Origin of the sequence: Chitinophaga sp. RAB17 (genome assembly GCF_052114225.1) — a bacterium.
Taxonomy (GTDB): domain Bacteria; phylum Bacteroidota; class Bacteroidia; order Chitinophagales; family Chitinophagaceae; genus Chitinophaga.
On the sequence record NZ_JBFREI010000007.1, the window covers coordinates 143,490 to 161,532 of the forward strand.

General features: G+C 45.4%; 19 protein-coding genes. 10 read left to right on the forward strand and 9 right to left on the reverse strand.

Going from position 1 to position 18,043, the window contains the following annotated elements:
* Window positions 1-187 precede the first annotated feature (187 nt).
* From AB4Z08_RS22870 to AB4Z08_RS22880, 3 genes are all read left to right on the forward strand, one after another.
* Window positions 188-1,321: an aryl-sulfate sulfotransferase gene (locus AB4Z08_RS22870; RefSeq protein ID WP_441576111.1), complete on the forward strand. Its 1,134-nt coding sequence runs from the start codon at window positions 188-190 to the stop codon at window positions 1,319-1,321.
* Window positions 1,322-1,350: 29 nt separating this feature from the next.
* Complete coding sequence (locus AB4Z08_RS22875; RefSeq protein WP_441576112.1) at window positions 1,351-2,358, forward strand: c-type cytochrome; 1,008 nt, start codon at window positions 1,351-1,353, stop codon at window positions 2,356-2,358.
* Window positions 2,359-2,450: 92 nt separating this feature from the next.
* Window positions 2,451-3,485, forward strand: a complete 1,035-nt coding sequence (locus tag AB4Z08_RS22880) for a Gfo/Idh/MocA family protein (RefSeq protein WP_441576113.1) — start codon at window positions 2,451-2,453, stop codon at window positions 3,483-3,485.
* A 64-nt stretch (window positions 3,486-3,549) separates the two neighbouring features.
* On the opposite strand, the gene AB4Z08_RS22885 is transcribed toward AB4Z08_RS22880, so the two are convergent.
* From AB4Z08_RS22885 to AB4Z08_RS22900, 4 genes are all read right to left on the reverse strand, one after another.
* The gene (locus AB4Z08_RS22885; protein ID WP_441576114.1) at window positions 3,550-4,863 is read right to left on the reverse strand and encodes a TolC family protein; all 1,314 of its coding nucleotides are present in this window, start codon (window positions 4,861-4,863) and stop codon (window positions 3,550-3,552) included.
* Between the two features lie 37 nt (window positions 4,864-4,900).
* Window positions 4,901-6,481: a DHA2 family efflux MFS transporter permease subunit gene (locus tag AB4Z08_RS22890; protein ID WP_441576115.1), complete on the reverse strand. Its 1,581-nt coding sequence runs from the start codon at window positions 6,479-6,481 to the stop codon at window positions 4,901-4,903.
* 1 nt (window position 6,482) lies between these two features.
* A complete protein-coding gene (locus AB4Z08_RS22895; protein WP_441576116.1) occupies window positions 6,483-7,550 on the reverse strand; it encodes an HlyD family secretion protein in 1,068 nt (355 codons plus the stop codon).
* Window positions 7,551-7,873: 323 nt separating this feature from the next.
* Complete coding sequence (locus AB4Z08_RS22900) at window positions 7,874-8,467, reverse strand: TetR/AcrR family transcriptional regulator (RefSeq protein ID WP_441576117.1); 594 nt, start codon at window positions 8,465-8,467, stop codon at window positions 7,874-7,876.
* A 200-nt stretch (window positions 8,468-8,667) separates the two neighbouring features.
* On the opposite strand from AB4Z08_RS22900, the gene AB4Z08_RS22905 reads away from it, so the two are divergent.
* Window positions 8,668-9,474, forward strand: coding sequence for a hypothetical protein (locus tag AB4Z08_RS22905; protein WP_441576118.1), 807 nt, complete (start codon window positions 8,668-8,670; stop codon window positions 9,472-9,474).
* A gap of 379 nt (window positions 9,475-9,853) precedes the next feature.
* Window positions 9,854-10,342 carry a hypothetical protein gene (locus AB4Z08_RS22910; protein ID WP_441576119.1) on the forward strand — a complete coding sequence of 163 codons (489 nt, stop codon included), beginning with the start codon at window positions 9,854-9,856 and terminating at the stop codon, window positions 10,340-10,342.
* Here AB4Z08_RS22910 and AB4Z08_RS22915 read toward each other — a convergent pair.
* Window positions 10,310-10,723, reverse strand: a complete 414-nt coding sequence (locus AB4Z08_RS22915; RefSeq protein ID WP_441576120.1) for a helix-turn-helix domain-containing protein — start codon at window positions 10,721-10,723, stop codon at window positions 10,310-10,312. The two genes, AB4Z08_RS22910 and AB4Z08_RS22915, sit on opposite strands and share 33 nt — an antisense overlap.
* A 135-nt stretch (window positions 10,724-10,858) precedes the next feature.
* Between AB4Z08_RS22915 and AB4Z08_RS22920 the strand changes: the two genes are divergently transcribed.
* Window positions 10,859-11,797 carry a DUF4349 domain-containing protein gene (locus AB4Z08_RS22920; protein ID WP_441576121.1) on the forward strand — a complete coding sequence of 313 codons (939 nt, stop codon included), beginning with the start codon at window positions 10,859-10,861 and terminating at the stop codon, window positions 11,795-11,797.
* Here AB4Z08_RS22920 and AB4Z08_RS22925 read toward each other — a convergent pair.
* The 3 genes from AB4Z08_RS22925 to AB4Z08_RS22935 form a co-directional block, all read right to left on the reverse strand.
* Complete coding sequence (locus AB4Z08_RS22925) at window positions 11,777-12,484, reverse strand: alpha/beta fold hydrolase (protein ID WP_441576122.1); 708 nt, start codon at window positions 12,482-12,484, stop codon at window positions 11,777-11,779. The genes AB4Z08_RS22920 and AB4Z08_RS22925 overlap by 21 nt on opposite strands.
* A 49-nt stretch (window positions 12,485-12,533) precedes the next feature.
* On the reverse strand, window positions 12,534-13,142 hold the full coding sequence (locus tag AB4Z08_RS22930; RefSeq protein ID WP_441576123.1) for a Crp/Fnr family transcriptional regulator: 609 nt from the start codon (window positions 13,140-13,142) through the stop codon (window positions 12,534-12,536).
* A gap of 154 nt (window positions 13,143-13,296) precedes the next feature.
* Window positions 13,297-13,761 carry a PA2169 family four-helix-bundle protein gene (locus tag AB4Z08_RS22935; protein ID WP_441576124.1) on the reverse strand — a complete coding sequence of 155 codons (465 nt, stop codon included), beginning with the start codon at window positions 13,759-13,761 and terminating at the stop codon, window positions 13,297-13,299.
* Window positions 13,762-13,853: 92 nt separating this feature from the next.
* Between AB4Z08_RS22935 and AB4Z08_RS22940 the strand changes: the two genes are divergently transcribed.
* The gene (locus AB4Z08_RS22940) at window positions 13,854-14,420 is read left to right on the forward strand and encodes a hypothetical protein (protein WP_441576125.1); all 567 of its coding nucleotides are present in this window, start codon (window positions 13,854-13,856) and stop codon (window positions 14,418-14,420) included.
* Here the strand turns inward: AB4Z08_RS22940 and AB4Z08_RS22945 are convergent.
* Window positions 14,341-15,183: an MBL fold metallo-hydrolase gene (locus AB4Z08_RS22945; RefSeq protein ID WP_441576126.1), complete on the reverse strand. Its 843-nt coding sequence runs from the start codon at window positions 15,181-15,183 to the stop codon at window positions 14,341-14,343. The two genes, AB4Z08_RS22940 and AB4Z08_RS22945, sit on opposite strands and share 80 nt — an antisense overlap.
* 120 nt (window positions 15,184-15,303) lie before the next feature.
* Between AB4Z08_RS22945 and lgt the strand changes: the two genes are divergently transcribed.
* From lgt to AB4Z08_RS22960, 3 genes are all read left to right on the forward strand, one after another.
* Window positions 15,304-16,122 (forward strand): prolipoprotein diacylglyceryl transferase, encoded by an 819-nt coding sequence (gene lgt / locus AB4Z08_RS22950; RefSeq protein WP_441576127.1) that lies wholly within the window; start codon window positions 15,304-15,306, stop codon window positions 16,120-16,122.
* On the forward strand, window positions 16,109-17,056 hold the full coding sequence (locus AB4Z08_RS22955; RefSeq protein WP_441576128.1) for a CobW family GTP-binding protein: 948 nt from the start codon (window positions 16,109-16,111) through the stop codon (window positions 17,054-17,056). The genes lgt and AB4Z08_RS22955 overlap by 14 nt, the downstream gene beginning before the upstream one ends.
* 74 nt (window positions 17,057-17,130) lie before the next feature.
* Window positions 17,131-17,982 (forward strand): DUF4846 domain-containing protein, encoded by an 852-nt coding sequence (locus tag AB4Z08_RS22960; RefSeq protein ID WP_441576129.1) that lies wholly within the window; start codon window positions 17,131-17,133, stop codon window positions 17,980-17,982.
* Window positions 17,983-18,043: the final 61 nt, after the last annotated feature.

The window sequence follows — 18,043 nt, forward strand, 5'->3', positions numbered from 1 at the left end:
GATTTTGTCTTTAACAGGATTATACTGATTGTACTGATTTTTTAGTTTAAATAACTGACTATTCTTTTTTAGAAGACCCTATTTTATAAATATCACAATGCTAAAACAAATCATCAAAATCAGTATAATCAGTATAATCCTGGAAAAGACAATCGCCGAAGGTGATCGCCTTCGCTAAACACTATAAATGAAAAAACATTACCTCGTTTTACTCGCCTTCCTGATAGCATGTACTGCCTGCCATCATCCGAATAAAAAAGCACCATTGCCTTACTGGCTGCAGGACGCTTTTAGTCTGGATAGTATGCAGCCGGAAAAAATACCTGCCCATTTTAAAGAAGGGTATATACTACTCAGTCAGCGCGATGAACCAGGTGTTTTATACCTGTTGAATGGCCGGGGTGGTGTGGTGTGGTATCACCAGGTAAAAGGGACCGGTTTTAAAACGGCGCATTTTACCACACACCAAACATTACTCTGCATTCTTGGTAACAAAGAATATGCGACCAGTTATGGCAACCAGATCATGGAGTTATCGTTCAATGGTGACACCCTGCTCAACCTGCAGAAAGGCCAGGCAGATTTTATTGCCAATGCACACCATGAAGTACTGCTCAATCCGGACAATAATATTGTGCTGTTAAACACGGTAGAACGGATGGTTGATCTCTCGTCACGGGGAGGCGGCCTGCGTGATACAGTACGTAGTGACGGGATCCTGGTGCTGGACCGCAAAGGACATAAGCTATGGGAGTGGACAGTGTTTGATGCGTTAGAACCAGCTGCTGATAAGGATATCATGAGTAATCGCCTGGACTGGATGCATGCCAATAGTTTGAGTTATGATAAAGACGGTAATTACCTGATCTCTTTTTATAACAACGGACAGATCTGGAAACTGGATGCCCGCACGGGCAAAGTCATCTGGAAGTTCGGCCGAAACGGGGATTTCAGCTTTCCGGATTCCGCCGCTTTCGATATGGGGCATGCAGTACATATGAATGCTGAAAACGACCTGATGTTATTTGACAATGGGGTATCCCGTCAACAATCGCAAACACTGGCCTTTCATCTGGACGAGCGCGCTAAAACAGCCACCGTCACTCTTCGTGCCCCCATACCCGCTTACCTGTTCAACGACAGGATGGGCAGCGCTTACCTGGTAGACCATAACAGCATATTGCAATGTTGTTCCAAAAGGAATACCGTATTGCTTACAGACCGGCAAGGGACGCTACTGTGGCGCCTGCGCTGCAATTTTATTCCCTACCGTGCGGAATTTATTTCCCCGGAGCAATTGCCTTCTTTTATTGTTAATTAATTTTCAGGAAGATAAATACCTCTGCAGTTATGAAGAAAATACGGAGACTTGTTACCGGCGGTTTCGTCATGGCCACCGCTGCTATTGTTTTTTATTCCTGCCAGTCGAATGTAAAGAGCGCAGAAAAAGAAGAGAAAAAGGAGCCTGTAGTAACGGCGGTATTACTCCAGGCAGATTCGGCCGCCATTCCCAACGATAAATACGGGGAGGCAGTCAGGTACGGTCAGGAGCTGATGTATAATACCGCCTACTATATAGGGCCCGAAGGTATCAACGGCAAATACCTGGGCAATAAAATGAATTGCAGCAACTGTCATCAGCAGGGAGGTACCAAGCCATTTTCTTTCAACCTCATGTTATCCCATGAGCATTATCCTCAGTACCGCGCCAGAGAAGGACATGTATTGACGCTGGCAGAAAGGGTCAACAACTGTGTTACCCGTCCGCACAACGGTCGCCCGTTGCCACTGGACAGCAAAGAGATGGTCGCTTTCCTGTCTTATTTCAGGTGGATAAATAGTTTTGTCCCGAAGGACAAGCCCTCCAAAGGCGTTAAAAATCTGGAGGTGACCCTACCGGATGTAGCCGCCAGCCCGGAACGTGGTGAAAAATTATACGTACAACATTGCGCCCGTTGCCATGGCGCCGAAGGAGAGGGGCAGCTGCGTAATGATAAAGTTACTTATACCTATCCGCCGCTATGGGGCCAGTATGGCTATCAGCCAGGTTCCAGCATGCACCGGGTGATCAAGCAGGCACAGTGGCTAAAAGCCAATATGCCTTACGATAAGGCTACCTGGGATAAACCGTTCCTCTCTGATGCCGAAGCCATGGATATTGCCGCTTTTGTAAATGACGACAGCAGGCACCACCGCCCGGATGTAAAGAACTTCGACTACCCGCATATGGAAGAGAAGGCAATCGACTACGATAAAGGTCCTTTTGCAGACACCTTTTCTACAGCCCAGCATAAGTATGGACCTTATCTGCCGGTGATAGATTATTGGAAAAGCAAAGGCTGGAAACCTTCTTACTGATTTGTGCTATTAGAAACAGAACATATTTCCTAGATTTAGGGATGCGTTCTGTTTTACTTACTTTACTACTGATGCATGTCTTTGGCTGCATCATGGCACAGCCACTACGTGTAGCCGTAGCCGGTGTATCTCACGGGCATGCTGCTTTTATATTGGGCCGCCCCGACAAAGGTGATATTCAGATTGTCGGCATCTACGAGCCGGACATCGCATTGGCGAAGCTCCGGGCCAAACAATACCATCTTCCCGAAAATTTATTTTATACCCGTCTTGATCAAATGCTGGATGCGGTGAAGCCTGCAGCAGTGCTGGCCTTTGGCGCTATTAAAGCACACCGGGAAGTGGTGGAAGCTGCCGCCCCCCGGCATATTCATGTGATGGTGGAAAAACCGCTGGCCACTACCATAACAGATGCCCTGTGGATGGACTCGATGGCACGCCGGTATAATATCCGGCTACTCACCGACTACGAAACCAGTTGGTATCCTTCCGTAGCTAAAACTTTTCAACTATTGAACGACAGTAGCTTTGCAGGGCAGGTAAGAAAAGTAACCATTAATGACGGGCACCAGGGACCCAAAGAAATTGGCTGCGGTCCTGAATTCCTGCAGTGGCTCACAGATCCTGTATTGAACGGCGGTGGTGCACTGATGGATTTTGGCTGCTATGGCGCTAACCTGATGACCCATCTTATGAAAAATCGTTTGCCCGTATCCGTTACAGCAGTCGCCCGCCACTATAAACCACTGGTATATCCCAAAGTGGAAGATGATGCCACCATCCTGGTGGATTACGGCGATGCGCAATGTACCATACAAGCTTCCTGGAACTGGACTTTCAGTCGTAAAGACATGGAAATATATGGCGATAAAGGCTACCTGATAGCTGCCGATAAAAATACCCTGGTGCAACGCAATAATGAACGCACACCTGCTGTCACCAGGCATATAACGGCTGCAGATGTACCGGTATATGAAGATCCTTTCCGCTACCTGATCGATGTACTGAACGGCAGTATTAAAATGCCGGATCACGGTTTGTATGCACCTGCCAATAATGTGATCGTGGTACGTATTCTCACCGCAGCCCGGGAATCAGTACGTACCGGCAAAACGGTTAAATTCTGATTCATAGAAATTGTAACGCAACACTATCCGGGAAGCCTTCTCCCCGGATAGTAAATCCCCTTAATCAATACCCGCCAATCGCCTTTTTATACTTTATCTGTGCCATCAGGTAATCGTACTGCGTTTTAATGTATTGCTGTTCCACTGAGCTGATGGACCTTTCTGTTTCGAGTAAGTTGTTATAGGCAAAACTTCCCAGCGCAAATTCCTTTTGCTGTTGCTGATAAATTTTTTCAGAGAGATCATAATTCCTGCGGGTAGTCTGCATATTCAGCAACGCGTTGTTCAGTTCTGTGGAGGCCTGTTGTATGTCGAACAACACATCAGCGGTTTGCTGTTGCAGCTGAGCAGTGGCCTGTTGTGTTTTAAGTTGATAGTTTCGGATGTTATGCTGGTTTTTAATATTGCCGGAGATAGGAATACTTATTTTCATACCGGCATAACTGAATGGACTCCACCATTCATGTTGGGTATAGTTGAAGTCGTTGTATAAATATTGCTGGGAATAGTTAGCCATGACCGATATGGATGGAATGGCAAATTGCCGGGCTTTGCGCAGTTGCAGTTGTATATCCTGTTGTTCCAGTTGCAGTTGTCTGATCTCTGTTCTGCTCAGATAGTCATCATTTCCGGGTATGGCCGGTGTTTCATTGATGCCAAGTGTATCCGTTAACGTTAGTGAGTCGGTAACAGGAATATTTACCTGGTATTTCAACCCGTTCATGGCGAGTGCATAATTCTGGGTGGCGCTCACCGTGGTGATTTTTGCATTTTCATAGTCCAGCTGGGCGCGGAGGTAATCTGTTTCAATGAGGGCCCCCTGATGATATTTACCGGCAGCCAGCGTATAATACTCATGGAAGCGTTGTTCATCCTGGCGGGCAATATGTTGCTGCAACCCTTTCAGCAATACATTGTAATAGGCGGTGGCAATCTGGATTTTGATATTGATTTCATCCGACCTGTTTTTTTCTTTTTGCATGGCCAGGTTATTCCTTGCGATTTTTATGTCGGTGTTAAGCGTGGGTTGTAATATTGGTTGTTGCAGCTCAATACCCAGTATGGTTGCGTTTTTAGCGCCGAGTGCCAGCAGCTCTGCTTTATCAAGTCCTCCGAAGCCGGGTGGGATAAAAGTAGCCTGTAGCTGGGTATTGTACCGGATGTTTCCATCGGCGCCGATATCCGGCAACCATTCTTTTTTGCTTTTCTGTAAGGCGTTATCTGCGAGGGTAATATTGTATTTGTTGGCCTGCATATCATAGCGGTTGGCCAAACCCATATTGATGGCTTGTTGCAGGCTTACGTTGACAGGGCCGCCTGTTTGTGCACCGGCATTGAGTGCAATGCCTGAAAGTATCATGAGAAAAAAGCGTTTCATTGATTTGTATTTGTAAGTGGTGTGTGAATCCACCAGGTTAATGTGCGTCTGTCACCGCGACGGGGACATTTGTTTTTTTATACCGGATCATCAGGATAAGTGGGACGGCCAGTAACATAATCAATGCGACCACCATAAATCCATGATTGTAACTGACCAGCAGCTGTTGTTTGCTTAAAGTGGCATCCGTAAGCTGCCAGGCCAGTTGTGTCGACTCATCGGGTCCGTATCCCTGGCTGGCCATACTTTGGGTAAGACCATTGACATAATCGGAGCTTATCGGATTGTATGGATTGATGGCCGGGATCATATTGTTACGCACAAATGCATTTTCATGACTGAGATAGATGTTCAGCAATGCTACGCCCAGTGCACCTCCCAGCTGTCTCAACATATTGGATAAACCAACCGCCTGCGCCAGGTCCTTGCCATTAAGACCAGCCGTGGCGAGTCCCATTACGGGCATCACCATCATTACGGCGCCCACGCCGCGTATCATAAATGGCCAGAAGAAATTGCCACTATTCGAATCGGGCGAAGAGAATGACAGCATGACCAGGTAGATGCAGGTACATGCCAATCCCGTCAGGATAATGATTTTAGGGTTTATACCTTTTTCCATGGTTTTCTTTGCAATGATCATCCCGATAATGGTAACCAGCATACCCGGAATCATGAAGGCGCCGGTTTGCGTGGCCGTCCAGCCCAGTGATACCTGTACAAAGAGGGGGAAAATAAAGAGGGTGCCGGTCATGATGATACCTACAATCAGGTTCATGGTACTGCCCATGGCCAGGTTGAAATTCCGGTACAAACGAAGATTTACGGCAGGGTAGTCGATGCGTAATTCCCGGATTACGAAGGCCACCAGGCCAATTATGGAAAGGATGAAGAAGAAGGTGATTTCGTTACTGGAAAACCAGTCGGCGGTGGTGCCTTCTTCCAGGATATACTGAAGGGAGCCGATGCCGATGGTCAGGAAGAGGATTCCCCACACATCTATTCTGGGTTTGGTAATGCCGGGAAGATCCTGTACAAATTTCCAGGAAAGACTGGCAGCCAGTATACCAATAGGCACATTGAGGAAAAAGATCCAGTGCCAGGAAAAGTTATCGGTGATATAGCCGCCAAGGATGGGACCAAAAGAGGGACCCAGGATGACGCCCAACCCGAAGATCACGAGGCCGGTGGTTCTTTCTTCCGGTGGAAAGGCGTCCATGATAATACTTTGGGAGGTAGATAATATACCGCCGCCGCCAATGCCTTGTATGAAGCGCCAGAAGACCAGCATCCAAAGGTTGCCGGAGCAGCCGCACATAAAGGAAGAAAAGGTAAAGAGGGCTACGGAGGAGGTGAAGTATAATTTTCTGCCAAACAAATTAGATAACATACCGGAGAGCGGTATCACGATAACGTTGGCAATACTATAGGCCGTAATGACCCAGGCTATTTCGGTAGTGGTGGCACCGATATTACCACTGATTTCGCGCAGGGATACATTGACCACTGTGGTATCAATCAGTTCGAGTACGGCACAGGAAATTGCGGTGATCAGCAATATCCATCTGGCGGAGCCGGTAGGATAAGTGATAGGAGGTAGTGCAGTAGTGGTAGTCATGTTATTGGATATTAATCTTCACGAAGGCACTCAAGCCGGGAAAAAGGGAATTGCCTTTATCCTGTGTAAAGTGATCAATGGCGATGCGGATGGGGAAACGCTGGGTGATCTTAATGAAGTTGCCCGTAGCATTATCCGCAGGCAGCAGCGAGAATTTAGCGCCGGTGGCGCCGCTGAAAGAGGCGACATGGCCACGGAGCGGAGCATCCGGATAGGCATCCAGCGTTATTTCTACCGGCTGACCGGTTTTAATTTTATGCAGTTCCGTTTCCTTGAAATTGGCCGTCACCCATAGATGCTGGTTATCTATCATCGCGCAGAGTGTTTGTCCGATGCTGATGTATTGTCCTTCTTTGATAGCGCGTTTCGTTACAAAACCATCAAAAGGAGCGGTTACATAGGCGTGGCTAAGTTCTTCCTGCGCCAGTTTCAGTTCCGCCTGTCGTTGCTTCACCAGTGCCTGGGTAGCGGATATTTGCTGATGTTCTGCTTTGGCCTGGGTTTGCAAACCAATAGAGGTGGTCATGGTGCTTTGTTCCCTGTTTACCGCTTTTTCATAGTCTGCTTTTGCCAGCAGGAGATTGGTTTTAGCTGCTTCATGTTGTTCCTGTGTGGTGGCTTTGATGTTAAGCAATTGGAGGGATCTGTCCAGGTCTCTGTTTGCTTTTTCAAGATTGGCGGCAGCGGCGGCAATGGTTTGTTTGTCGGAGGCTGCATTTTGCAGGGAGGCGTTAGCGTTTTGGCTACTGGCCAGCGCTTTCAGATCTGAGGCGCTGAGGTTTTGTTCTGCATTTTCCAGCAGTGCTATCGCCTGTTGTACTTTGGCTTGCAGGGCTATCGTATTCAGCAGCACCAGGGTATCACCCTTTTTTACCGGTTGATTATCGGTAAAGTGAACGGCATCTATGTAGGCGGCTACACCGGAACGGATGGTCACAATGTCACCGTCCAGTTGTGCATTGTCTGTGGAGGTAAAGGACCTTGATTTTATCAGGAAATAAATACCTGTACCTGCTGCAACCACGGCTATCAGGGAAATGATCAGCAGTCTTAATGGCTTCTTCTTCATGTGAATAGTTTGATCGTTAATTATAAAACCGAACGACCGGTTTGTTTTGTAAATGAAAAAATGATGATGACTTGTTGGCCGGTATTGGATAGTGTGGTTACTATACCTGGTATTATCACCTTCGGTGCTCGGACATACATTGTTRCCGGGTTACGAAAATGTTGGCACACGGATATCCGTACGGAAATAATTCCGACCAGTCGGTATGTTTTTAGCTGTAAAAAAATGGAATCGTTGTCAATTCCGTTGCAGGGGAAGAGGAGGTGTTTGTTTCGATCTTCCGTTACCGCTGTGCTTTCCGCACATGGCGGTATCTTTTGTAATTATGCTTTTATGGCGTTAAATAATCCATCCCAAAGAGGCTGTATATCTTTTGCTGCTTTATGCAATGAATCAGATACGATGGCGTTAATCCCAATACCATCACCGGTATAAATAAACAGTCTGGCAATTTGAATGTCTGTCATGGCAGACTTGATTTCTCCTTTTTTTCTGGATGTCTTTACGATATCTGTCCATGCCCGTAGTTCTTCTTTTTGCCGCTCCAGGTGTTCTGCTCTGAAATTTGGCAGGATTTTCAGTGCATCGAAAATGAGCATATAGTGATTCGTCGTAAAATCAGCTCCTATCATATATTTGGCCGTCTTCATCTGCCGCTCAATATGCGCGATATATTCATTATAAAAATCGCGCAGTGAGTCTTTCGGAAAAGAAGCGTATTTCACGGTCATTATATCTCCATAAAAATAGTTAATGACTTCTTCAAACACCTGTTCCTTGCTGCTGAAATAGTGATAGAATGCACCTTTCGACAACCCCGTTTCCGTTACTATCTCTTTCATCGTCACTTCTTTAAAGCTTTTCTGTAAAAAGAGTTTTAAAGAAGCAGTGAGAATAAGTTCTTTTGAATCATTCATAAAAAACCGACCATTTGGTATGTAAAAGTAGAACTTTTTTTATTTCCGCCAAATTAATTTGCTGGTTACAGCAGGGACGATGGGAGGTATCGCAGCCGTGAATGGTTGTCAGCAGCCCACCTGATGCGGATAAATAACCCTGCATTTCACGGAGAACGCTGATATTTTCTATTATATTGCGGCCTAAATTTTTACCGCCCATGAAATCCGTTGTTAATTATTTCAACCTGATAGGAGAATTTACGAACCCCGCTACCTTTATATGGGGGGCCATTCTCACTGGACTGCTAGCTTTTATTGTTGCCCTGGTATTGGTTATTCTCCTGCGTAAGCACATCCTGATTGACCGTTCCCATAAAGTACTCCGGTTCATTGCCTATACTTATTTTATCCTGTTGCCACTGCTGGCAGGATTTTTTGGGTTTAAGTGGGGCTTCTTTAACAGCGTGCGTAAAGATATTAAAACGCATGCAGGCGTATATGCGAAGCATGTGCCTTCTGTCTTCGATGAGCAGGCTAACAGCGCTGTACAGTCCCTGTTCGCATCAAAGGAGGGAGATGCTTCTTCCATCACCGGGATGACTTCCAATCAGCTGATAGATACGGTTGGAGTACTGGTATATAATGTATATGGAAAAACGCTGGAACAACGGGCGGCGCTGGATGGAGTACAAGGTAAACTGGCAGCTTTTATGCTTCGTACCACCAAAGGAGCGGGTGTGGCCTTCCTGATCAGAAAATATATCACCAAACTCCTGACGGAGAAATTGGGGCTTCATGAAGAGGTGAGCAATGAGCTGATGCAAAAGGAAATCGCCTCTATCATAAACGGAGGCCTGTTCGTGAACATTGCCCTGATTCAGGTAGATCATTTTCTCAAAGGGTTGCAAAAAGGCGTATTAATTACCTTTCTGCTCATTTTTGCTATCCCCTGCATCGAAATAGGTGTGGCCCATTACCTGCATCGCAAGCGTATTAAGGCAGTGCCGCAACCGGTAACTGTGTAAAGACACGATTTTTGTCTTACTCAAGATTATACTGATTTTGATGATTTTCAGGATATTGTTATAGCGAGATTAAAAAAGATTGGCGAAGATAGCTGCGTATACCCGCACTTGTCTTCGCCAATCTTTTTTAATCGTATAAAACCAGTGGAATAAAATCTTGGAAATCATCAAAATCAGTATAATCTTGAGTAAGACAAAAAAAACGCACTGTTAAATAATATTTACCTGCCATATGAAAGGAAATGCCATTCAATTATATCCGTTTTAAATGCGGTTTTTTATCCGCCTGCGATCTTTTTAGCCATAAGAAATCGTAACTTAACTATAAGTAAACAGGATAGGCGTTAACGTTATTTCATGTCATATGAAAACAGGTACTATGAGATTTAGCTGTTTCAATATCATTGTCCTCCCCATTATCATTGTGTTATCCGCTGTAAGTGCTCAAGCTCAGCAGCCCGCCTCATTCAACAACACGTATCAGCTATTAAGCCGGTTTATGGATACGGCACTCATCCCGATGAAAACCGGAGGTACCAGTCTTGCTTTTTCCTTAAAGGCCGAAATTGATCATGGCGAAATCACGAAGCTGGATTGTTCCACTAATGTGGCCGGCGATCTGAAACCACGCTTTTTCCGTTTACAGGAACTGGATATACGCTGGAATAAGTTTACGGGTAAGAGTGGGAAATATTATGTGATTATTCCCGTGTATTTTATAGTAGAACATGCCTCCGGGAAAATACAACTCAATTCAAAAACAGAATTTACCAACGGTTTTTATTTCGATGACGGAGATCTGTTTGATAACAAGCCACTGAATAATTATTTCTTCTTAAAACCTATCTATCTGCAACGCTACTTCTGATGCCGGCTTCGCATGTTGCAGCCTGTATTGTGAGGGCGTGATCCCTTCAAATCGTTTGAAAAATTTCGTGAAATTAGAATTGTCGAAAGTTAGTTTGTCGGCGATATCTGTAATTGTGAGCGTTGAATGCTCCAACATCTTCCGGGCTTCATCCATCAATCTCTTCTCAAAAAAATAACAGGGTGCATGATTGGTATGCAGCTTAATGGTATTACTCAGATGCACCGGGTGAATGAACATTTGACTGGCAAAGTCTTTAATATGATACATCTGATCAATGCTGCCATCCATGATCTGATCAATATGCTTGTTGACAGCTTCAATAAATGTAGCGGTAATTTCTGCTTTCCTGGATTGATATTTCTGAGGAAGTGCGGGCATGACTAAAAAGATAAGTAATAAAGGTACTAAATAAAAAAGCATCTATTTATCATGTTATAAAGGTCTTGTTGATTTTAACAATTCGAAAAGGTTACCTTTTCCTGCTTCGGCGTATAAAGTTTAAATTCTCCTGTTATGCGCCCTTCACTTTATTATCTAATGATCCCGGTATTAGGCATGTGTGCCTGTAGTGCCCACCATATGTCTCCGGAAGAAAAAGCTTACGCAGCTACTGCTGATTCCACCACTTTTTCCAATGACATCACCAGTATTAATTCCCCATCCCGTAAAAGAGTAAAGTCGGCAGATGCGCGATGCCGTGTTCCCAGTGTGTTTGAAGCCACTTCTAAACTGGAGCGCCTTGTTACCAGTTTAGGTGGCGTAGTAGTAGAAAGTAGTTTGCAAAATGAGTCGGTGCAGCAATACCAGTTGCCTTACAGTACAGACTCTATTAAAAGTATTCAGCTGTATACACCCACCGCTAATCTTACTTTAAAAGTACCGGTAGAACGCCTGGACTCTGTAGACCAATCACTCACGGCCATCGCCAGTTTCATAGAACATCGTGTTATCAAAGACCAGGACATGACATTGAAATACCTGGCCAACGCCATGAAGAATGAGCAACATGAAGTGAAAACGGCAAAAGAAGAAATAGCCGCTGAAAGACGCGAGAAAATCGCTGCGAAACGTGCGCCATCCGCTACTGTAAATGTAAATACAACGGTGTCGCCGGCTAACGAAGAAGCCTCCCAAAATGCAGTCGCCTACCAGGATCAGAAAGATGATGCAGTAATTGATCGCAGAATAAATAACCTTGCGATTTTAGATGATGTAGCCTATTCTACACTCACGATACAATTATATCAGCCGCAGGTGACAGACGTACAGATCGTGCTAAACCCCGCACAGATCAGTCGTGCAGGGTTTGGTACTGAGTTGCTGTCAGCAGTTAAAAATGGTGCAGAAATACTCCGCAACATCCTCCTGTTTTTTGTGCAGATATGGCCTTTCCTGCTGGCCTTTTTGCTAGGCTGGATCGGCTACCGGAAATTAATCCTGCGTAGAAGTTAAGAAAGATTCCAATACAGCATTAAACTCCGTCGGTAGTTCCATCATAGGAGCATGCCCGCATTTGGAAAGAACGACAAGAGTGGCGTTTGGCAGATAGCGCTTGAATTCCAGGGCCACGTCCGGCGGAGTAATTTTATCTTCTTCTCCCCATATCAGTAAAACAGATGTAGGGATATCCGGCAGAATAGCCGCTACATAATTACGCTGGGCCGACTTGGCCATTTTTATAATGTGAAAACATTTGCGGGCATTGGTGGTGGTGGCAAATACTTCGGCTACCAGTGCATCCGTAGCAGTAGCCGGATCATAGAAGGTATAGGCTACGCGCTCTTTTATATAAGCGTAATTACTTCGCTTAGGATAACTACCCATACTGGTATTTTCATAGAGCCCGGAACTGCCGGTAAGAATTAGTCGGGCTACTTTTTCCGGATACCGGTGTGTGTATAGGATGGCTACATGGCCTCCCAGTGAATTACCCACCAGGATTACGTTTTCCAGTTGAGCAGATTGGATATAACCAGCCAGGAACTTAACCAGGTAATCCAGGTTATCTTCTCCATGCTGATCATAAATAGGCAGTGGTGGAATGTGAATATCGAAGCGTGATTGGAAGTGTGTAACAACGCCCTCCCAGTTACTTAATCCGCCAAAAAGCCCATGCAATAAAATCATGCTTTGTTTCATAGTGTTTTTGATACAAAGCTATTGCACAACTCAGCGTAAGATCGTGATCTCAGTCACAAAAGTTGCGGGTCTGGTCCAGCAGGTATAAACGCGCTCTGCTCAAGGCTTCGCGGCTGGTATAGAGGTAGCGGGCAATATTGGTCAGTGATATTTTTTGTATGATAAAAGGGCGGCGTTCCAACAGGAACTTATAGCGTTGCAGCGGGCTTTTTAAAGAGAGAATATATTGGTGTTCAGATTGTTGTTCCAATAATTCCTGGTATAGTTGCAGGTTTACATGCAACAGATTCATATGCAGATCATAGAGGGGCTGCAGCTTTTTGATATTTATTCTCAATATCACAGCGTCTTCCACGGCAATGATGCTTACAGCGGAAGGAGCTTTCTTATTGTAGCTTTCACAGTTGGCCAGAAAGTCGTCGATGAAACTGAATTTTACGATTTTCTCATTTCCTTCTTCATCCAGGATCGAAAATTTAAACATCCCTGATATAACAAAAGCTGAATAACGGGCTACTTTTCCATAGCGCAGAAATGAATCTCCTTTTTTGATGTGCTTTACGGTGGCAATAGAATCCAGTAGCTGCCATTCTGCCTCAGTAACAACCGGATATTTTTTCATGAGACGATGGTACACAGCTGGTAATTCGTATTTCATGCAGGCATTTGTTTGATCGCAAGATAGCTTTTTTTAGCTTTTAGCCATTAGCTTTTAGCTTTTAGAAAAAATGCAGCGGAGATAAACATATATACTATGTTCTCCGCTGCATTTTTTCTAAAAGCTAAAAGCTAATGGCTAAAAGCTAAACCAGCTATTTCTTCGCCTGATCTCTTAATGCTTTTACCTTATCATGTGAACGTTTCAGTTCATCTTTTTGCTGGGCTAATAGCTCCCGGATATAGGCCGGCAGATTTTCGTGATCCAGTGCGTCTTTATAAGCCCGTTGCGCGGCATCTTCGCCTGCTTCGCAGTTAGACAGTACGGTGTGACGGTCATGGCCTGTAAAGATCGCTTTGACGTCCATCCAGGCACGGTATACTTTACCGCTGGTGGTAGTACTGTTTTCCATAGTACCGCCGGTAGCCTGTACTTCACTACCCAGTGCATTGCGGAGCTGGTGACTTTCAGCGATCATATCTGTGAAAAGCGCTTTCAGATCAGCATCTTCCGGTTTAGCTTCTTTCAAAGCTTTTTCATAGCCTTCAATACGGTCATTATTAATGGCTATCAGGTCATTCAGTACCTCATTGGTAGCAGCTGTTGTTATAGTTTCCATGGTTAAGTTTTTTTAGTGTATCAGGTAGGAGCCATAAAACATGCCAACAGATTTACCTATTTTCAGCCTTTGTCATGAAATCGAAGTAAAGTATGCGTTTGCTATTGTTGTTAATGGGCTGTTTCGTGTTACAGTCTGCTTATGCAGGAGGACTTTCGTCCTGGCTGAAACCTACGCCAGGAGGGAACAAGATGGAGTATGACGGTACAAGTGCCTATCGTGCGGAGCTGCGGTGGACAAAATGCCCGGATACGCCATCAGACAGTATTTATTTTCATGATTGGTATTTTTACCGGAATTATATTATTGGAGAACAGGATAGCGGGGTATATGTGATTGCAAATGAAACTACCTGTACCGCAATTACCTTCCATAGTGTAGAAGCGTTTAATCACTATGTGGCAGAACATCACCTTCGTCCGACTTTCTGGAAGCGTACTTATAACCCGATTCACCCCGGAGAGCAACTGGATAACTTATTATTTGCTGCGTTTATGTTAAGCCCGGTAGTAGTGCCGGTATTGCTTTTCTATTTATTTCTGCTGGGAGGATTGTTCTTTGGTAAAAAGAGGTCTGCCATTAAAATAATCTTCCTGGTAGCACTTCCGCTGTGGGTACTGATAGCGGCTTTATTACAGGGATGTCCCCAGAGCCTGTAGGAACAATCCGGTACACCGCCGTTTCCTGGTAGCGGGAAGCTACTACGATTTCTGTTCCATTTGCATGCTGGTTGAAAAGATCCTGTACCAGTTCTGGACTATTATTATCCCTTGAAAGGTGGGACAACAACAAATGGCTCATAAAAGTTGGGCGGTAATTATTAAATATTTCCAGCGCCTGTGCATTGGATAAGTGTCCTTTGCCACCGCTGATGCGCTTTTTAAGATAGTAAGGGTATCTGCCTTTGTCCAGCATTTCGGTATCGTAGTTGGCTTCCAGGAAGGCCGCATGGCATTGCTGGAAATGACGGATCACATGTTCGCAGGGAGCTCCGATGTCGGTAAATATTCCGATGGTAACCGCGTTGCCTGCCACTATGAAGCTATGTGGTTCGGAGGCGTCATGATGTTTGGGAAAAGCAGTTACTGCCAGGGAACCTATCTGCACCGGTTCGTAGGGGTTGAATGACATTACCAGTTGTTCATCCAGGGTGAGTCCCCCGTGCGTAAGAGTGCTTTTGGTGATATATACCGGGAGCCGGTATTTTTTTGCCAATACCGTTACACCGCGGATATGATCTATATGTTCATGTGAAATAAATATCGCTTTTACTTTTGTCATTGTCAGCCCCAGACGGGCCATTCTCTTTTCCGTTTCCCTGCAGGAGATGCCTGCATCCACCAGTACCGCTTCGCTGTCATTACCAATGTAATAACAGTTGCCGTTACTTCCCGAATTCAATGATGTAATAAATAGTGACATGCCGACAAAGGTAGAATTTCATGTTGAGATTTGAGGTGGCAGTTATTTATAAATGCAACTATGTTGCATATTGTTTTTTAAGGTATATTTGCGCTGGCACATTTCACTGCCTTTATTACTATGCTATTGATAGAATGGGGTATATCACCGGAAATTTTCCGCATTGGCGGTTTTGCCTTGCGGTATTACAGCATAGGCTTTATGCTGGCCTTTGTAGCGGCTTATATGGTGTTATGGTATGTATTCCGGCAGGAGCACCGTACCCGGGAAACATTAGACCGGCTGCTGATTTATATAATGGCTGGTACGTTGATAGGTGCACGCCTGGGACATTGTTTCTTTTATGATTTTGCTTATTACAAATATCATCTTTGGGAGATATTCCTGCCTTTTACCTTTACGAGTGGTCATGTCGAATTCACCGGTTACCAGGGACTGGCCAGCCATGGCGCGGCCATCGGTATACTGGTGGCCGCGCTGTTGTTTAGCTTTCGGTACCGGGTTCCTTTGATCTGGCTGCTGGATCGTCTGGCCCTGGTAGTGCCACTGGCAGGATGTTTTATCCGCATCGGCAACTTCTTCAACTCCGAAATCATCGGTACACCTTCCCGGCTTCCCTGGGCGGTGGTATTTACACGGGTAGATGCACTGCCACGTCATCCGGCCCAGTTGTATGAGGCGATTTGTTATGCCCTCATCTTCGGCGCCCTGTGGCACGGGTATAAACAGGAGATCCCCATCACCAAACCCGGGCGCCTGTTTGGTTGCCTGCTGATACTGGTATTTACTGCCCGTTTTATCATTGAGTTTGTAAAGGAAAACCAGGTGGCATTTGAAAAAGGACATTTATTGAATATGGGACAGCTCCTGAGTATCCCGCTGATTGTGCTGGGCATTTATTTTTTTAATTTTTATAAAAAGAGATATGAAGGGAGATAAGCGGATTAAGGTGTACATTTTAACCGGGTTCCTGGGGGCGGGCAAAACTACTATTTTGAATAGTTTGCTGTCGCAGTTTACGGGGTACCGGAATATTGTCATAGAAAATGAGTTTGGAAAAGTGAACATCGATGCCGGGTTAATTGATGAAAAAATAGATCAGCTATATGAACTCACCAGCGGCTGTATTTGTTGCTCGCTCGACAATGACCTGCTGGATGTACTGGGTGGCATACTACGAAACGAACAACGCCCGGATCATGTGTTCATCGAAACTACCGGCATTGCCGATGTGGGCAATATCATTGGCATGTTTCATACCCCTGATGTGAAACGGCATTATGCCCTGGTCAGCACCATCTGCATTGTGGACGCTGAGAATGTATTTGAACGCCTGCAACAGGTGCCGGAAACCGGCAAACAAATCTCCTGTGCAGATGTGATCATCATCAATAAAATAAAAGACCTGGCAGTACCGCTACTGATCTATTTATCGCAGCAGCTGGAGCAAATGAACCCGCTGGCTTTCATCACCACCACCCACAATGGCACTGTTTCCCTGCAGGATCTGCAGTTCCCGGAAAAGCCACTGGTCCCGCGTGAACCCGTTCCGTTGGTGAAATCCCCGCATAAGGTCAATACCGTATTGTTTGAATCTCCGGAAGCTTTTGATTTGAATATGCTGGTATTTGTTCTTGATTTTCATTGTAACGTATACCCGGACCAGTTATATCGTATTAAAGGATATATACAGGTGAAAGATAGCCGGGAGCGAATGCTGGTGCAATCTACGGGGAAGTATCTGCATATACTGCCGGCAGGGGAGTGGGGGGAAGAGCAGCCCTCATCGACCCTGGTGTTTATTGGAAAAGAGTTGAAAACGGCCACCATACAGCGTATATTGGCACCGGCACTGAGAGCGGTGATCCGGTAACCGGGGAATGATCGCAGCCAGAAAATATTTTTATGGAATTTATCTATTTCTGCATCTTCCATAAAATTCATTGTATGACAATCGCCCTGACTTCGTCAACGCCCATTTGGTTGTTCCTGTTTGCCATTTTTATCAATAAACCGATGCAGGGGAATGAATGCATGAGCAAAACAACGGAAGCTAACCACGCCAACGCAGCTACGAAGTCAGTTGCCGACATCCCTCTTCCTGCAGGCTACAGGCGCCTGCCGCAATCAGCAGGTACTTTTGGCGCCTGGCTACGTACGATGTCGCTGAAGCAGGATAACAAAGTATATCTCTACAATGGCCAGTTAAAAGGCAATCAGCAGGCGCAATATGCTGTGCTGGATATCTCTGTGGGCAACAAAGACCTTCAGCAATGCGCCGATGCAGTCATGCGTTTATACGCGGAGTATTTATATGCCCAAAAATCATTCGGGAAAATCAGTTTTAACGCCACCGATGGAACGAAGATGGATTATAGCGACTGGATGAAAGGGGATAGGTTCATACTTAAAGATAATCACCTCCGGAAAGTAAGGCAGGCTGCTCCTGCCAGTGGGCAGGCTTGTTTTGCACAATACCTGGAAACGGTTTTTTCCTGGGCCGGTACCATGTCGCTCAGTAAGGAGTTAATACCGGTAAAGGATACACGTAAATTACTCCCCGGAGATGTGTTTATCAGGGGCGGTGCACCTGGTCATGCAGTAATAGTGATGGATGTGGCAGAGGATGCGATGGGAGAGCGGGTTTTCCTGCTGGCACAAAGTTATATGCCTGCACAGAATATCCATGTGTTGAAGAATCCGGGTGCGGCTACACCGTGGTACCCGGCTGGTTTTTCGGGTAAGTTGCTCACGCCGGAATGGGTGTTTGATGCAAATGAACTGACGAGGTTTCCGTAGATACTGATATTCACAAGGGGGTTTCTATATATACAACAACAGCGCATTATTTATGCGCTGT

Coding starts and splice junctions, on each gene's coding strand:
- AB4Z08_RS22870 (WP_441576111.1), top strand. CDS start 188: ATGAAAAAACATTACCTCGTTTTACTCGCCTTCCTGATAGCATGTACT.
- AB4Z08_RS22875 (WP_441576112.1), top strand. CDS start 1,351: ATGAAGAAAATACGGAGACTTGTTACCGGCGGTTTCGTCATGGCCACC.
- AB4Z08_RS22880 (WP_441576113.1), top strand. CDS start 2,451: ATGGCACAGCCACTACGTGTAGCCGTAGCCGGTGTATCTCACGGGCAT.
- AB4Z08_RS22885 (WP_441576114.1), bottom strand. CDS start 4,863: ATGAAACGCTTTTTTCTCATGATACTTTCAGGCATTGCACTCAATGCC.
- AB4Z08_RS22890 (WP_441576115.1), bottom strand. CDS start 6,481: ATGACTACCACTACTGCACTACCTCCTATCACTTATCCTACCGGCTCC.
- AB4Z08_RS22895 (WP_441576116.1), bottom strand. CDS start 7,550: ATGAAGAAGAAGCCATTAAGACTGCTGATCATTTCCCTGATAGCCGTG.
- AB4Z08_RS22900 (WP_441576117.1), bottom strand. CDS start 8,467: ATGAATGATTCAAAAGAACTTATTCTCACTGCTTCTTTAAAACTCTTT.
- AB4Z08_RS22905 (WP_441576118.1), top strand. CDS start 8,668: ATGAAATCCGTTGTTAATTATTTCAACCTGATAGGAGAATTTACGAAC.
- AB4Z08_RS22910 (WP_441576119.1), top strand. CDS start 9,854: ATGAGATTTAGCTGTTTCAATATCATTGTCCTCCCCATTATCATTGTG.
- AB4Z08_RS22915 (WP_441576120.1), bottom strand. CDS start 10,723: ATGCCCGCACTTCCTCAGAAATATCAATCCAGGAAAGCAGAAATTACC.
- AB4Z08_RS22920 (WP_441576121.1), top strand. CDS start 10,859: ATGCGCCCTTCACTTTATTATCTAATGATCCCGGTATTAGGCATGTGT.
- AB4Z08_RS22925 (WP_441576122.1), bottom strand. CDS start 12,484: ATGAAACAAAGCATGATTTTATTGCATGGGCTTTTTGGCGGATTAAGT.
- AB4Z08_RS22930 (WP_441576123.1), bottom strand. CDS start 13,142: ATGAAATACGAATTACCAGCTGTGTACCATCGTCTCATGAAAAAATAT.
- AB4Z08_RS22935 (WP_441576124.1), bottom strand. CDS start 13,761: ATGGAAACTATAACAACAGCTGCTACCAATGAGGTACTGAATGACCTG.
- AB4Z08_RS22940 (WP_441576125.1), top strand. CDS start 13,854: ATGCGTTTGCTATTGTTGTTAATGGGCTGTTTCGTGTTACAGTCTGCT.
- AB4Z08_RS22945 (WP_441576126.1), bottom strand. CDS start 15,183: ATGTCACTATTTATTACATCATTGAATTCGGGAAGTAACGGCAACTGT.
- lgt (WP_441576127.1), top strand. CDS start 15,304: ATGCTATTGATAGAATGGGGTATATCACCGGAAATTTTCCGCATTGGC.
- AB4Z08_RS22955 (WP_441576128.1), top strand. CDS start 16,109: ATGAAGGGAGATAAGCGGATTAAGGTGTACATTTTAACCGGGTTCCTG.
- AB4Z08_RS22960 (WP_441576129.1), top strand. CDS start 17,131: ATGACAATCGCCCTGACTTCGTCAACGCCCATTTGGTTGTTCCTGTTT.